This window comes from Bacillus sp. LSHTCR4 (assembly GCF_057197025.1).
The window spans coordinates 59,532-73,805 of record NZ_JBXUNO010000003.1 but is presented as its reverse complement, the minus strand read 5'-3'; the positions used below and the strand labels follow the sequence as shown (position 1 = coordinate 73,805).

The 14,274-nt window shown below is 37.7% G+C and carries 16 protein-coding genes and 1 riboswitch; of the genes, 14 read left to right on the top strand and 2 right to left on the bottom strand.

What is annotated here, in order from left to right:
- Positions 1-256 precede the first annotated feature (256 nt).
- The 12 genes from AC2CGR_RS19965 (at position 257) to sufB (ending at position 10,640) form a co-directional block, all read left to right on the top strand.
- Positions 257-601, top strand: a complete 345-nt coding sequence (locus AC2CGR_RS19965; protein WP_000640869.1) for a toprim domain-containing protein — start codon at positions 257-259, stop codon at positions 599-601.
- A 3-nt stretch (positions 602-604) separates the two neighbouring features.
- On the top strand, positions 605-913 hold the full coding sequence (locus AC2CGR_RS19960; RefSeq protein WP_087968588.1) for a thioredoxin family protein: 309 nt from the start codon (positions 605-607) through the stop codon (positions 911-913).
- A gap of 154 nt (positions 914-1,067) precedes the next feature.
- A complete protein-coding gene (locus tag AC2CGR_RS19955; protein WP_048542324.1) occupies positions 1,068-1,412 on the top strand; it encodes a hypothetical protein in 345 nt (114 codons plus the stop codon).
- 125 nt (positions 1,413-1,537) lie between these two features.
- A riboswitch (SAM riboswitch) is annotated at positions 1,538-1,645 on the top strand.
- Positions 1,646-1,822: 177 nt separating this feature from the next.
- Positions 1,823-2,848 (top strand): methionine ABC transporter ATP-binding protein, encoded by a 1,026-nt coding sequence (locus tag AC2CGR_RS19950; protein ID WP_000601755.1) that lies wholly within the window; start codon positions 1,823-1,825, stop codon positions 2,846-2,848.
- Positions 2,841-3,506, top strand: a complete 666-nt coding sequence (locus AC2CGR_RS19945; protein ID WP_000359556.1) for a methionine ABC transporter permease — start codon at positions 2,841-2,843, stop codon at positions 3,504-3,506. Before AC2CGR_RS19950 ends, AC2CGR_RS19945 begins: the two co-directional genes overlap by 8 nt.
- 23 nt (positions 3,507-3,529) lie before the next feature.
- A complete protein-coding gene (metQ, locus tag AC2CGR_RS19940) occupies positions 3,530-4,342 on the top strand; it encodes a methionine ABC transporter substrate-binding lipoprotein MetQ (protein ID WP_087968587.1) in 813 nt (270 codons plus the stop codon).
- Positions 4,343-4,414: 72 nt separating this feature from the next.
- On the top strand, positions 4,415-5,221 hold the full coding sequence (gene metQ / locus AC2CGR_RS19935) for a methionine ABC transporter substrate-binding lipoprotein MetQ (RefSeq protein ID WP_000722401.1): 807 nt from the start codon (positions 4,415-4,417) through the stop codon (positions 5,219-5,221).
- Positions 5,222-5,459: 238 nt separating this feature from the next.
- The gene (gene sufC, locus AC2CGR_RS19930; protein ID WP_000929160.1) at positions 5,460-6,245 is read left to right on the top strand and encodes a Fe-S cluster assembly ATPase SufC; all 786 of its coding nucleotides are present in this window, start codon (positions 5,460-5,462) and stop codon (positions 6,243-6,245) included.
- A 15-nt stretch (positions 6,246-6,260) separates the two neighbouring features.
- Positions 6,261-7,553: a Fe-S cluster assembly protein SufD gene (sufD, locus tag AC2CGR_RS19925; protein ID WP_270708510.1), complete on the top strand. Its 1,293-nt coding sequence runs from the start codon at positions 6,261-6,263 to the stop codon at positions 7,551-7,553.
- Positions 7,553-8,773 (top strand): cysteine desulfurase SufS, encoded by a 1,221-nt coding sequence (gene sufS / locus AC2CGR_RS19920; RefSeq protein WP_001020769.1) that lies wholly within the window; start codon positions 7,553-7,555, stop codon positions 8,771-8,773. Before sufD ends, sufS begins: the two co-directional genes overlap by 1 nt.
- Complete coding sequence (gene sufU / locus AC2CGR_RS19915; RefSeq protein WP_000009523.1) at positions 8,763-9,194, top strand: Fe-S cluster assembly sulfur transfer protein SufU; 432 nt, start codon at positions 8,763-8,765, stop codon at positions 9,192-9,194. The genes sufS and sufU overlap by 11 nt, the downstream gene beginning before the upstream one ends.
- A 48-nt stretch (positions 9,195-9,242) precedes the next feature.
- Positions 9,243-10,640 (top strand): Fe-S cluster assembly protein SufB, encoded by a 1,398-nt coding sequence (gene sufB, locus AC2CGR_RS19910; RefSeq protein ID WP_001118827.1) that lies wholly within the window; start codon positions 9,243-9,245, stop codon positions 10,638-10,640.
- 237 nt (positions 10,641-10,877) lie between these two features.
- On the opposite strand, the gene AC2CGR_RS19905 is transcribed toward sufB, so the two are convergent.
- The gene (locus AC2CGR_RS19905) at positions 10,878-11,624 is read right to left on the bottom strand and encodes a VanZ family protein (protein WP_484481087.1); all 747 of its coding nucleotides are present in this window, start codon (positions 11,622-11,624) and stop codon (positions 10,878-10,880) included.
- Positions 11,625-11,635: 11 nt separating this feature from the next.
- Positions 11,636-11,953 (bottom strand): PadR family transcriptional regulator, encoded by a 318-nt coding sequence (locus AC2CGR_RS19900; RefSeq protein WP_131100984.1) that lies wholly within the window; start codon positions 11,951-11,953, stop codon positions 11,636-11,638.
- A 519-nt stretch (positions 11,954-12,472) separates the two neighbouring features.
- Here AC2CGR_RS19900 and AC2CGR_RS19895 point away from each other — a divergent pair.
- Both AC2CGR_RS19895 and AC2CGR_RS19890 read left to right on the top strand, forming a co-directional pair.
- Complete coding sequence (locus AC2CGR_RS19895) at positions 12,473-13,888, top strand: bifunctional metallophosphatase/5'-nucleotidase (protein WP_346655053.1); 1,416 nt, start codon at positions 12,473-12,475, stop codon at positions 13,886-13,888.
- Positions 13,889-13,953: 65 nt separating this feature from the next.
- Positions 13,954-14,256 (top strand): YunC family protein, encoded by a 303-nt coding sequence (locus AC2CGR_RS19890; RefSeq protein ID WP_000248463.1) that lies wholly within the window; start codon positions 13,954-13,956, stop codon positions 14,254-14,256.
- The last annotated feature ends 18 nt before the right edge of the window (positions 14,257-14,274 follow it).

Sequence of the window (14,274 nt, the reverse complement as noted above, 5' to 3'; positions counted from 1 at the left end):
GGAGAACGTTTTTTGAAAAAACTTTTTTGTTTTCGTTTTTCATTGTCCATCTCCAGCGGCTAGAACAGTCGGTCATTTCATTCCTTCACTTAAGGCAAAAGGCGCCTCTAGTTCAGGAGTTCGGGTGCCCTCCTGTTCTGAACGAGCCGCTTGCGCTTTTCTTTTGCAAAAATAAACAGGAAACAACATGAAAATAACGAATATACTATATACTAAGTTAAAGGTTGTATAGTATATGGTGATCGGGTGATGACATATGATTTATGTAGAAAAAGTCATTATTGTAGAAGGTACATCAGATAGAAGAAAGATTGAATCTATTATTCGGGAACCGGTGGAAATTGTTTGTACAAATGGTACAATTGGTTTGTCGAAAATGGATGAGCTCGTTGATCAGTTTTTTGATAAGGAAGTGTATGTGCTAGTGGATGCTGATGATGCTGGAGAAAAGTTAAGGAAACAATTTCGAAAAGAATTTCCGCAAGCAGAGCATATTTATATTGATCGCTCGTACCGGGAAGTGGCAACAGCGCCATCTTCACACTTAGCAAATGTATTATGGGGAGCTGACATTGACGTTTATACAGAATATTTACGGTAAGGAATGATAGAAGTGATTGACTGGACAGGAGCCGAAGCTACAGCCCTAATAGAGAATGAAGAAAAAACAGTGTTATATGTATATACTCCAATGTGTGGAACATGCCAATTAGCAAAAAAGATGTTAACAGTCGTTGAGATGACAATTGAAGGCCTCAAAATTGGAATGTTAAATTTAAATTATGCTCCGCATTTCGCGAAAGAGTATGGAATCGAAAGTGTACCGTGTTTACTTGTTTTTGAAAATGGGACACTCATGAAGAAGATATATGCATTTCATTCGGTTGAATATTTATATACGGAATTAAAGTAGGCGGCAAAGTTTTTGCCGCCTCGACATATTTCTTGGGAAATATGTCGAGATGCAGGGTGGTTACAGTATTTGTCGAGCGAAAGTAACAGGATTGCTCTTTAGTGAGAGGGAATGGTATGTGTAATAGAAAGTGATATGAAGGATGTGATTTAGAGTGAAATTATATTCTTTGCTGCAATCATTTGTAAATTATGCTAATGGTCAATATCATTTAGAGCCACTTTTAAGACAAGGAGAAAAAACTGTTAATTTCCGCTTTGGAGATGAAAGTTGTTCGTTACAAATTTCAAGAGATTATATCGAGCTGCTACATGAGGAAAGAGGAACGGAGCAAATCGTTTGTGTTGATGAAGAAGATGTAAAACAATTGGTGAATGGCAATGTACGATTGCAAACGTTAATGAACGATGGACGTGTACAATATTCGGGAACGTATCGAACGATGCTCTTAGTTGAATCGATGTTTCATATATGTAAACCGATGTCAGTAGGTGCTTAAAATTCTGAAGTTTCATTTTTTGCGAAAATTTCTGTTGACATGGTGTGTGGATATTGATACAATTCAATTCATAAAATATAGACAATTTCATAAATTACAAATCAGACGAAAATGTAATCTGATTTCTCTTATCAAGAGAGGTGGAGGGACTGTGCCCTGTGAAGCCCGGCAACCGTCAACTTATGTTGAAATGGTGCCAATTCCTGCAAAGCAAATGCTTTGAGAGATGAGAGAGAGGGATAATGTTGTTATATACGCATATAAACCTTTCTGCTTCTCTAAAGCGGAAAGGTTTTTTTGTTGTTTGAATGTGGAGGACATTCAAATAATAAAAGTAATGAGAACGGTGGACTACACGCATCAAAAATAAAAAATTGCGGAGTATGTCCAAACAAAAAGGGGTGAACATCATGATTTTATTAGAAAACGTAAAGAAAATATATAAAGCAAAAAGCGGTGATGTCACTGCTGTAGATAATGCCAATTTAAAAATAGATAAAGGTGAAATATTTGGTGTTATCGGATATAGTGGCGCTGGAAAAAGTTCTTTAATTAGATTGTTCAATCAGTTGGAGAAACCAACTTCTGGCCAAATTACAATTGCAAATCGTGTCATTTCAGCAATTACAGGAAGCGAACTTCGTAAGGCAAGGCAAGAAATCGGAATGATTTTTCAGCACTTCAACTTACTTTGGTCACGAACTGTACGTGAAAATATCGAGTTCCCACTTGAAATTGCAGGTGTTGATAAGGCGAAGAGAAGAAAACGTGTTGATGAGCTAATTCATCTTGTTGGATTAGAAGGAAGAGGAGACGCGTATCCATCTCAGCTGAGCGGAGGACAAAAGCAACGCGTTGGTATTGCAAGAGCATTAGCTAATAACCCACAAGTACTTTTATGTGATGAAGCGACGTCAGCTCTTGATCCAGAAACGACAGATCAAATTTTAGATTTATTATTAGATATTAATAAGCGTCTCGGTTTAACAATTGTACTTATTACACATGAGATGCACGTAATTCGAAAGATTTGTAATCGAGTGGCGGTAATGGAGAAAGGAAAGATTGTGGAAACGGGTCCAGTACTTGATGTATTCCGTAATCCGCAGAAAGACATTACGAAACGATTTGTACAGCAGTTAACGGATTCTGAAGATACAAATGAAACGATTGAAAGTTTAATTGAAAAATATCCAGATGGAAAAGTAATTCGCTTGCAGTTTATCGGTGAGGCTGTAGAAAGACCAGTGCTTCAAAGATTAATGCAGCGCAGTGATATAGAAGTGAGCATTTTACAAGGAAATATCGCACAAACGAATAATGGCTCTTACGGTAGTTTAGTTGTTCATTTAAATGGTGAGGAAACAGCGATTCAGCAAGCAATAGAGGGAATACATCAAGATCAAGTAGAGCTGGAGGTGATTGCACATGGATAAATTACTCACAAATGTTGATTGGAATCAAATGTTAGAAGCAACTGGTGAAACGTTATATATGACGGCAATCGCAGCTCTTGCGACATTTGTTTTAGGACTTATTTTAGGATTGTTACTCTTTATGACAGCGAAAGATAATTTATGGGAAAACAAAGCGGTTAATACAGCGATTGGAGCGTTCGTAAACATTTTCCGCTCGATACCGTTCATTATTTTAATCATTTTATTAATCCCATTCACAAAGATTCTGCTTGGAACAATTCTTGGAGCGAGTGCTGCACTTCCAGCTTTAATTATTGGAGCGGCACCATTCTACGCCAGAATGGTTGAAATTGCACTTCGTGAAATTGATAAAGGGGTAATTGAAGCTTCAAAAGCAATGGGAGCAAAAACAAGCACAATTATTTTGAAAGTGTTAATTCCAGAATCGTTACCAGCATTAGTATCTGGTATTACGGTTACGACAATTGCTTTAGTAGGCTATACAGCAATGGCGGGAGTTGTTGGTGCTGGTGGCCTTGGAACACTTGCTTATTTAGAAGGATTCCAACGAGGAAATAACGATGTAACAATCGTTGCGACAATTTGTGTATTACTAGTTGTATTTTTCATTCAGTGGATTGGTGATCGTGTAACGACTCGAATAGATAAACGATAATAAAAAACGGGAGGATGTTTCAAATGAAAAAATTATTACTTACAGCACTGATTTCAACTTCAATTTTTGGGTTAGCTGCTTGTGGCGGGAAAGATAAAGATGAAAAGAAACTTGTTGTTGGTGCTTCTAACGTACCGCACGCTGAAATTTTAGAAAAGGCAAAACCGTTACTTGAGAAAAAAGGAATTGAATTAGAAGTGAAAAAATTCCAAGATTACGTGTTGCCAAATAAATCGTTAGCAGATAAGGATCTAGACGCTAACTACTTCCAGCACATTCCGTATTTAGAAAAAGAAATGAAAGATAAAAAATATGATTTTGAAGTAGCAGGAAAAATTCATTTAGAACCGATTGGTGTATATTCACAAAAATATAAGAGCTTAAAAGAACTTCCAGACGGAGCGACAATTATTATGAGTAATTCAGTTGCTGACCATGGACGTGGTTTAGCAATTTTACAAAAAGAAGGCATTTTAAAAATTAAAGATGGGGTAGATCCAGTGAAAGCAACTCCAAAAGATATCACGGATAACCCGAAACACTTAAAGTTCAAAACAGATATTGAGCCTGGTTTATTGCCACAGGTGTATAACAATAAAGAAGGCGACGCGGTTCTAATTAACTCGAACTATGCAATTGATGCGAAGTTAAATCCAGAAAAAGATGCAATTGCAATCGAAAATAATGATTCACCATACGCAAACGTAGTAGCTGTTCGTAAAGGTGATAAAGATAAAAAAGAAATTAAAGCTCTTGTAGAAGTATTACATTCTAAAGAAATTGAAGACTTCATTAATAAAGAATATAAAGGGGCAGTTGTTCCTGTAAAAGAATAATTGCTGCGGAAGGGTTGGTGTATGCCGGCCCTTTTTATAACTACATAACTATACGGGAGAAGGGGATATCATATGAAAAAGATTCTATTGTCAGTTGTTACAGCGCTGTCTGTATTTACGTTAGCTGCTTGCGGAGGGAAAGAGGAGAATAAGCTTGTTGTGGGAGCTTCTAACGTGCCTCACGCTGTTATTTTAGAAAAGGCACAGCCGATATTAGAGAAAAAGGGTATTAAATTAGAAATTAAAAAATTCCAAGATTATGTATTGCCAAATAAAGCATTAGCGGATAAGGAAATTGATGCGAACTATTTCCAACACATTCCTTACTTAGATAAAGAAATCCAAGAAAAAGGATATAAAATTGTAAACGCAGGAAAAATCCATTTAGAGCCAATGGGTATTTATTCTAAGAAATATAAAAGCTTAAAAGACTTACCAGATGGCGGGACAGTGATTATGAGTAATAACGTAGCGGAGCGTGGCCGTATGCTAGCATTATTACAAAAAGGCGGCGTTATTAAATTAAAAGATGGAGTAGATGTTGTGAAAGCAACAGTAAAAGATGTTGTAGAAAATCCGAAAAACTTAAAGTTTAAAACAGATGTTGAGCCTGGACTTTCACCGAAGCTATATGAAAATAATGAAGGTGATGCTTTGTTTATTAATTCAAACTATGCAATTGATGCGAAATTAAATCCAACAAAGGATGCTATTGCCATTGAAGGATCAGACTCTCCGTATGCAAATATTATTGCAGTTCGTAAAGGTGACGAGAAGAAAAAAGAAATTAAAGAGCTAGTAGAAGTACTGCATTCAAAAGAAATTCAAGATTTTATTAATAAAGAATATAAAGGTGCTGTACTTCCGGTAAGTGAATAAATATAAGGAAAGGGCTGGAAAATTACCAGTCCTTTTTTCTTTATATAAATAAGAAGAAAGGTGTATCATAGAAAGATGTGAAGGAAATACTTATATACATTTGTGAAAAAATTGTTACTTTTTTTCGTCGTTTGCGATATCATTTTATTTGATATAAAATTAGAATGAGAATAAAATGAGAATATGAACGTTTTAGGAATTTTTAAAATGTATATATAGGATTAATGGAGGTATTGAGATGGCTGGTTCTACATTAACGGTTAAAGACTTACACGTATCAATTGATGGCAAAGAAATTTTAAAAGGTGTAAACCTTGAAGTAAAAGGTGGAGAAATCCACGCAATTATGGGACCTAACGGAACAGGTAAATCAACTTTATCTTCTGCAATTATGGGTCACCCAAAATATGAAGTAACAGAAGGTAGCATCATCATCGACGGTGAAGATGTATTAGAAATGGAAGTAGACGAGCGCGCGCAAGCAGGTCTATTCCTAGCAATGCAATATCCAAGTGAAATTAGCGGAGTAACAAACGCTGACTTCTTACGTTCTGCAATTAACGCACGTCGTGAAGAAGGCGATGAAATTTCTCTTATGAAATTTATCCGTACATTAGATAAAAACATGGAATTCCTAGAAATGGATCCAGAAATGGCACAACGTTACTTAAACGAAGGTTTCTCTGGTGGAGAGAAAAAACGTAATGAAATTCTTCAATTAATGATGATTGAGCCAAAAATCGCAATCTTAGACGAAATCGACTCAGGTCTTGATATCGATGCATTAAAAGTTGTATCTAAAGGTATTAACGAAATGCGCGGCGAAGAGTTCGGTTGCCTAATGATTACGCATTACCAACGTTTATTAAACTACATCACTCCAGACTTCGTTCACGTTATGATGAACGGTCGTATCGTTAAATCTGGTGGCCCTGAGCTTGCACAACGTCTAGAAGCTGAAGGTTACGACTGGATTAAAAAAGAATTAGGTATTGAAGACGAAACAACAGAGCAAGAAGCGTAAGAGAGGAGCATAAACATGACAATCGGTACATTACCTTTCGATCAAGAAACAATCCGTCAACGCGCAAGCGAAGTAAACGAAGCAGCTTGGTTGACTGAGTTCCGCTTACAAGCTCTTGCACAAGCAACTGAACTTCCAATGCCAACGCCTGATAAAACGAAAATTGAAAAATGGGACTTTATCGGAAAAGGCGACGCTGCTAAGCAAGAGCCTGTAAGTTCTTTAATAGAGCTTCCAGAAGCAGTGAAAAACTTAATCGATGAAAATAACAGCGTATTAGTGCAACGTACTGGTACAACTGCATTCGTTTCTTTAGCAGACGAAGCAAAAGAAAAAGGTGTTATTTTTACAGATATCGTAACAGCTGCAACTGAGCATGCTGAACTAGTACAAAAGTACTTAATGAAAGACGGCGTGAAGGTAGACGAGCATCGTCTAACTGCACTTCATGCTGCATTAATCAACGGCGGTGCATTCGTATATGTTCCGAAAAACGTTGTTCTTGAAACTCCACTTCAAGCTGTATTCTTAGTAGACGGCGAAGAAGCTAACGTATATAACCACGTATTATTCGTAGCTGATGCGAACAGTACTGCAACTTATGTAGAAAACTACGTTGCAAATGAAAATGCTAAAGGTATTGCAAATATCGTAGCAGAAGTAATCGTGGAACAAGGCGCACAAGTGAAATTCGGTGCGGTTGATCTATTAGCAAAAGACGTAACAACTTACGTTAACCGCCGCGGCGTTGTAGGACGCGACGGCCGCATTGATTGGGCTCTAGGCCTTATGAATGACGGAAACACAATTTCAGAGAACGTTACAAACTTAATGGGCGACGGTTCATATGCTGATACGAAAACAGTAACAATTGGCCGTGGTAACCAAACACAAAACTTTACAACTAAAGTTGTTCACTTCGGTAAACACTCTGAAGGTTGGATTTTAAAACACGGTGTACAAAAAGATAGCGCAACATCTATCTTTAACGGAATTGGTAAGATTGAACACGGTGCATCTAAATCAAATGCACAACAATCTTCTCGCGTTCTTATGTTAGATGAAAAAGCTCGCGGTGATGCAAACCCAATTCTTTTAATCGACGAAGATGATGTAATGGCAGGTCACGCAGCTTCAGTAGGTCGCGTAGATCCAGTCCAACTATACTACTTGATGAGCCGTGGTATTCCAAAACGCGAAGCAGAACGTTTAGTCATCCATGGATTCTTAGCACCTGTAGTTAATGAGCTTCCAATCGAAGGAGTAAAAGCACAGCTTGTTGAGGTAATTGAAAGGAAAGTTCGCTAATGAATATTCATGAAATACGCAAACAGTTTCCAATTCTTGATCAAAAAGTGAACGGCAAACAACTTGTTTATTTCGATAGTGCAGCAACTTCTCAAAAACCAATTCAAGTCATTGAAACGTTAGAACGTTACTATAAAGAATATAACTCTAACGTGCATCGCGGTGTTCATACGCTCGGTACGAAAGCTACCGACGCGTATGAAGGTGCACGCGAGAAAGTTCGCAAGTTTATTAATGCGAAATCAATGGAAGAGATTATTTTCACGCGCGGAACGACAACTGCATTAAATACAGTAGCGGCTAGCTATGGTCTTGAAAATGTAAAAGAAGGCGATGAAATCGTTATTTCTTACATGGAGCACCATAGTAACATCATTCCGTGGCAGCAAGTTGCGAAGAAAACTGGCGCAACTTTAAAATACCTTCCGCTTCAACCAGACGGTACAATTTCTTTAGAAGATGTTCGTCAAACAGTTACACCGAATACAAAAATCGTTTCTATTATGCAAGTATCAAACGTACTTGGAACGATTAACCCTGTAAAAGAAATCGGAGCAATTGCACACGAAAATGGCGCAATTATGGTCGTTGACGGTGCACAAAGTACACCTCACATGAAAGTGGATGTACAAGATTTAAATTGTGATTTCTACGCACTATCTGCTCATAAGATGTGTGGACCTACAGGTATCGGCGTATTATATGGTAAAAAAGAATTGCTAAACAATATGGAGCCAATTGAATTTGGCGGTGAAATGATTGATTTCGTAGATTTACAAGAATCTACTTGGAAAGAGCTTCCGTGGAAGTTCGAAGCAGGTACGCCGATTATCGGTAATGCAATCGGACTTGGTGCGGCAATTGATTTCTTAGAAGAAATCGGTCTTCATAATATTGAAAAGCATGAGCATGAATTAGCGCAATACGCTTTAGAAAGACTATCAGAAGTAGATGGCGTTACAATTTATGGTCCAAAGCATCGCGCTGGTCTTGTTACATTTAATATTGAAGACGTACATCCTCACGATGTAGCGACAGTATTAGATGTAGAAGGTATTGCAGTTCGCGCAGGACACCACTGTGCACAACCGCTTATGAAGTGGCTGAAAGCTTCTTCAACAGCACGTGCGAGCTTCTATTTATATAATACAAAAGAAGAAATTGATACATTTGTTGAATCGCTAATCAAGACAAAGGAGTATTTCACAAATGTCATTTAATAATTTAGATACGTTATATCGTCAAGTTATTATGGATCATTACAAAAATCCTCGTAACCATGGCGTGTTAGAAGATAGTGTTACAGTGAACTTGAACAATCCAACTTGTGGTGATCGTATTCAACTTACGATGAAAGTAGAAGAAGGTATTGTGCAAGAAGCGAAGTTTGAAGGAGAAGGATGTTCTATCTCAATGTCTTCAGCTTCAATGATGACACAAGCAGTAAAAGGTAAGAAAATTGAAGAGGCGCTTCAGCTTTCTAAAATTTTCTCTGACATGATGCTAGGAAAAGAGTACGATGACAGCATCGATTTAGGAGATATTGAAGCATTACAAGGCGTATGCAAGTTCCCGGCACGTATTAAATGTGCAACATTAGCGTGGAAAGCGTTAGAAAAGGGCTTAAACGAAGATAAGTAATGTTAAAGGTTCCTAAAAACGAGGTTATCTAAGGAGGGACACACCAACATGGCGAAGCAACTGCCAGATATCGGCGATTATAAATATGGTTTCAAAGACAAAGACGTTTCGATTTTCCGTGCTGGACGCGGTTTAACAAAAGAGATCGTTGAAGAGATTTCACGTATGAAAGAAGAACCACAGTGGATGTTAGACTTCCGTTTAAAATCACTGGATAAGTTCTATGAAATGCCAATGCCACAATGGGGCGGCGACTTAAACGACTTAGATTTCGATGAAATTACGTACTACGTAAAACCATCTGAGAAATCTGAGAAGTCTTGGGATGAAGTACCTGATGAAATTAAAGCAACATTTGATAAATTAGGTATTCCAGAAGCTGAGCAAAAATATTTAGCTGGTGTATCTGCACAGTACGAATCTGAAGTTGTATACCACAACATGAAAGAAGACCTAGAAGCTCTAGGAATCGTCTTCAAAGATACAGATAGCGCATTAAAAGAGAACGAAGATATTTTCCGTGAGCATTTCGGAAAAGTAATCCCACCAACAGACAACAAATTCTCTGCATTAAACTCTGCAGTTTGGTCTGGTGGATCATTCATCTACGTTCCAAAAGGTGTTAAAGTTGATACACCACTTCAAGCGTATTTCCGTATTAACTCTGAAAATATGGGACAATTCGAGCGTACGCTTATCATCGTAGACGAAGGCGCACACGTACACTACGTAGAAGGTTGTACAGCACCTGTTTACACGACTAACTCACTTCACAGTGCGGTAGTAGAAATCATCATTAAGAAAGATGCATATTGCCGTTATACAACAATCCAAAACTGGGCGAACAACGTATACAACCTAGTTACAAAACGTGCGGTTTGTGAAGAAAACGCAACGATGGAATGGATTGACGGTAACATCGGATCTAAATTAACGATGAAATACCCAGCAGTTATCTTAAAAGGCGAAGGCGCTCGTGGTTTAACATTATCTATCGCGATTGCTGGTAAAGGCCAACACCAAGATGCTGGTGCGAAAATGATTCACTTAGCACCAAACACGTCTTCAACAATCGTTTCTAAATCGATTGCGAAGCATGGTGGTAAAGTAACTTACCGTGGTATCGTACACTTCGGACCAAAAGCGAAAAACTCTCGCTCTAACATCGAGTGTGACACGTTAATCATGGATAACCAATCTACATCTGATACAATTCCTTATAACGAAATCAAAAACGATTACGTTTCACTTGAGCACGAAGCGAAAGTATCGAAAGTATCAGAAGAACAATTATTCTATCTAATGAGCCGCGGTATTTCTGAGCAAGAAGCTACAGAAATGATCGTAATGGGCTTCATCGAGCCATTCACTCGCGAACTTCCAATGGAATACGCAGTTGAAATGAACCGCCTAATCAAGTTTGAGATGGAAGGTTCTATCGGTTAATATATGTATCAAAAAAGCGCCCTGCTGTGCAGGGCGCTTTTTTGTTTTGTTTATCTGAAATTGGGTGGAGTTATGATACCCGGGTGGGTGTTCAGCTAAATATATCAGCGGTTTTTCAAATATATCGAACATAACTCGGAATATATCAGCGATTATTTCAATATATCGACGATTCGACAAGGGATATCGACTTATCAACAAATTACGACATGGCAGAGAGAGTTATATACCCCACTCCTAAATCGTATCCACTTTATCCACAGATTTAACACGGTCCCAAATATACTTCATCCCAACAAAAGAACCATACCCAATTAAAGCACCTAACATATTTAATATGATGTCATCAATATCGAAAACACCAGTAAAAGTAAGGAGTTGTAACGATTCAATTAATAAAATAAACTTAATAAAAATTTTGGATGCCATTTTTACATTGTTTATTTGTTTAAATAATAAAGGTAGAAGGAATCCGAATGGGATGAATATGATGACGTTTCCTAATGTATTCATAAGTACGATGTCTATATTATAAAGGTCTAGTAAATGGGTAGGATCGAAACCACTTAGATAGCTGATTGTACTTCTGAGAGGAATTAAGTTTATTAATCCACCATGTATAAAGCGCCAGTCTCCCGTTTCAAATAAATACTTCAAATCATAAAAGTAAACGGCTGGCCTCCCGAGCAGCAGTTTAAATAATAAAACAAACGAATACGGTAAAAATAATCCCCAGCCAATCCACTGTACATATTTTTGCGTAGAAGATTGCATTGCTTTGTCAATTTCAGTTCCTAAAGTAGAGGCTTCTCCGAAGTTTTGAAGGGCTAATGTAGTAGCTTCTTCTTCAGATTTTCCTTGATTGAGAAATTCTTGTTTTAAGCTTGTAAGATGATCGTAAATTTCGAAGTATAGTTCGTCTCTACCAGATTGCGCTAGGTTTGTTTTTTGAACGATACTCTTTATGTATTCTTCAATCGTCATTAATTTAAAGCTCATTTCTGACAAGTTTTAATAAGAGCCGAAACTGAGTCCCACGCTGTTAGTTTTTCTTCTAAAATTTTCTTTCCGCTCGTAGTAATGCGATAAAACTTTCGTTTCATACCAGTTTCAGATTCACCCCAGTAGGAATTGATTAAATCCTTTTGTTCCAGACGTTTGAGTGCGGGATAGAGTGTACCTTGGCTCATTGTGTATAAATCATTGCTGTTTTCTTTTAGTTTTTGAATAATTTCATATCCGTACGTATCGTGCTGTTTAATGATGGAGAGAAGTAAAATATCAATACTTCCTTTTAATATCTCTTTATCCATTTTATGGTTCGCCGCCTTATGATGAAATTGTAACACGACATATGTCGTGTTACAAGGTATGTTTTTAGGGTTATACCCCAGCTAGTATAAATTGAAATATATGAGCGATTTTTCAAATATATCGATCACAACTCGGAATATATCGGCGATTACGACAAGGGATATCGACTTATCAACAAATTACGGCATAGCAGAGCGGGGCATATACCCCTCAATATTTAGATGATATCCATAAGGTGGCCGAATGGAAGTAGTTAAGGCTAAGAAACTGACAAACCCACAAGGAAATCCACCAAAATACTCGTAAAACCACTCAACAAACTTTCTGACAAAGCCCCGCTTTATCAACTCATCCACAAACTAGAAAAATAAAGTTTCTCATATAAAAAGGACAATCTTTTGCTTTTTCTCACAATGCGAGTACAATGTAAAATAGCAAGAAAAGACGAAAAGTATTTACAGGATTATTGCGTACGTGTAGCGTAAATGGCAGTAAGGAACTGAGAGGAGGTTTTTTCTCTGAATATAAATAAAGAAACAATCATCCACCTTTATCATACAAACGATATACATAGTCACTTTGAAAATTGGCCGCAAATTTCTCGGTTTGTACAAGGAGAGAAAAAGCGAAGACAGGAAGCGGGAGAGACCGTTTTGACTGTAGATATCGGCGATCATGTGGATCGTTTTCATAGTATTTCGGAAGCGACGAATGGGCTTGGCAATACGAAGCTTTTAAATGAGGCTTTATATGATTATGTAACGATTGGAAATAATGAAGGAATTACGTTAGCAAAGGAGCATTTGAATCGTCTATATAATGATGCTGGATTTGAGGTGCTCGTCGCGAATTTATTTGAAAAAGAAGGTGTACGTCCGGAGTGGGCAAAGCCTTATAAATTACATACAACGACAGATGGGATTACGATTGCTTTTATCGGATTAACGGTTGCGTATCCAGAGTTTTATCAAATGTTAGATTGGCATATTGAAGATCCAATCGAGCATTTAGAGTCTATTTTAGAAGAAGTGAGAGATGAGGCTCATATAACGGTTGTCCTTTCTCACCTTGGAAAAAGTATGGATGAGTATATGGCGGAACATTATGATATAGATGTTATTTTAGGGGCACATACGCATCATTTATTTGAGCGTGGTGTTCTTATGAATCATACGTTACTTTGTTGTTGTGAAAAGTGGGGACGTTACGTTGGGCATGTTCAGCTTACTGTGGATAAAGAGACGAAGAAGTTATTGAAAAAAGACGGTAGAGCGATTAAGACAGAACGTTTAGGTGCTTATAGCAAACCGTTATCCACAATTGAAGCGCTGCAGGAAGAAAGTGAACATATTATGGAAGAGCCTGTCGTTCATTTAAAGGAATCATTACCGGTTGATTGGTTTCATGAGACAGCATTTTCGCACATGTTAGCAAATGCGTTGAAAACGTGGTGCGGTGCAGAGATTGGCATGGTGAACGCTGGTGTACTTCTTGAAGGATTAGAAGAAGGCGTTGTGACGCGCGGAGATATTCACAGAATTTGTCCACATCCAATTAATCCATGCCTATTAAAAGTGCCGGGGAAAATGTTAAGAGAAGTGATCTTGAAAGCACGTCGCCCGAATATGGAGAACCTTGAGGTAAAAGGATTCGGATTCCGTGGGAAAGTGATGGGGAAAATGATGTATGCTGGTGTAGAAGTCATTCCAGATACGATTCCCGGGAATAAAATTTTACTCGAAGATGTATTAATTAACGGGGAATCGCTGGAATTAGAACGTATATATACGGTAGGAACGATTGATATGTTTACATTTGGCTACTTATACCCAGAGCTATCCACACTTCCTGACAAACAATATTATATGCCAGAACTACTTAGAGATGTGTTAACAGACATGTTAATAACTCATACATCTTCCGTCAAACTATAGGCTAGTTAACTTGTAACACTCATTTTTCTCTTGTCATACAGATAAGAAAGAGAGGAGTGTGAACTATGGTTAATGTGGAGCCAATTATAATCGATAATTATACGTTTATTGCGGTTAGCGTCAAACTTCCAAAGACAAATTTGCTAGCTGTAATGAGCGATAAAGGATATATTATGTGCGGTGCATTAGATGTAGGTCTTTTAAATGAGAAGTTAGGGGATCGAGGTATTATTGCTGGCCGTGCGGTTGGTGTAAGAACGATTGAACAACTTCTTGAAGCACCGCTAGAATCAGTAACGATTGAAGCTGAAGCTTTAGGTATTACGGCTGGTACAATCGGAAAAGAAGCATTATTAAAAATGAGATAAGCATATATCGTCCCTCCT

Bases quoted from the DNA above. Each gene is read 5' to 3' on its own strand.
- AC2CGR_RS19965 (WP_000640869.1), top strand. From the start codon at position 257: ATGATTTATGTAGAAAAAGTCATTATTGTAGAAGGTACATCAGATAGA.
- AC2CGR_RS19960 (WP_087968588.1), top strand. From the start codon at position 605: ATGATAGAAGTGATTGACTGGACAGGAGCCGAAGCTACAGCCCTAATA.
- AC2CGR_RS19950 (WP_000601755.1), top strand. From the start codon at position 1,823: ATGATTTTATTAGAAAACGTAAAGAAAATATATAAAGCAAAAAGCGGT.
- AC2CGR_RS19945 (WP_000359556.1), top strand. From the start codon at position 2,841: ATGGATAAATTACTCACAAATGTTGATTGGAATCAAATGTTAGAAGCA.
- metQ (WP_087968587.1), top strand. From the start codon at position 3,530: ATGAAAAAATTATTACTTACAGCACTGATTTCAACTTCAATTTTTGGG.
- metQ (WP_000722401.1), top strand. From the start codon at position 4,415: ATGAAAAAGATTCTATTGTCAGTTGTTACAGCGCTGTCTGTATTTACG.
- sufC (WP_000929160.1), top strand. From the start codon at position 5,460: ATGGCTGGTTCTACATTAACGGTTAAAGACTTACACGTATCAATTGAT.
- sufD (WP_270708510.1), top strand. From the start codon at position 6,261: ATGACAATCGGTACATTACCTTTCGATCAAGAAACAATCCGTCAACGC.
- sufS (WP_001020769.1), top strand. From the start codon at position 7,553: ATGAATATTCATGAAATACGCAAACAGTTTCCAATTCTTGATCAAAAA.
- sufU (WP_000009523.1), top strand. From the start codon at position 8,763: ATGTCATTTAATAATTTAGATACGTTATATCGTCAAGTTATTATGGAT.
- sufB (WP_001118827.1), top strand. From the start codon at position 9,243: ATGGCGAAGCAACTGCCAGATATCGGCGATTATAAATATGGTTTCAAA.
- AC2CGR_RS19905 (WP_484481087.1), bottom strand. From the start codon at position 11,624: ATGACGATTGAAGAATACATAAAGAGTATCGTTCAAAAAACAAACCTA.
- AC2CGR_RS19900 (WP_131100984.1), bottom strand. From the start codon at position 11,953: ATGGATAAAGAGATATTAAAAGGAAGTATTGATATTTTACTTCTCTCC.
- AC2CGR_RS19890 (WP_000248463.1), top strand. From the start codon at position 13,954: ATGGTTAATGTGGAGCCAATTATAATCGATAATTATACGTTTATTGCG.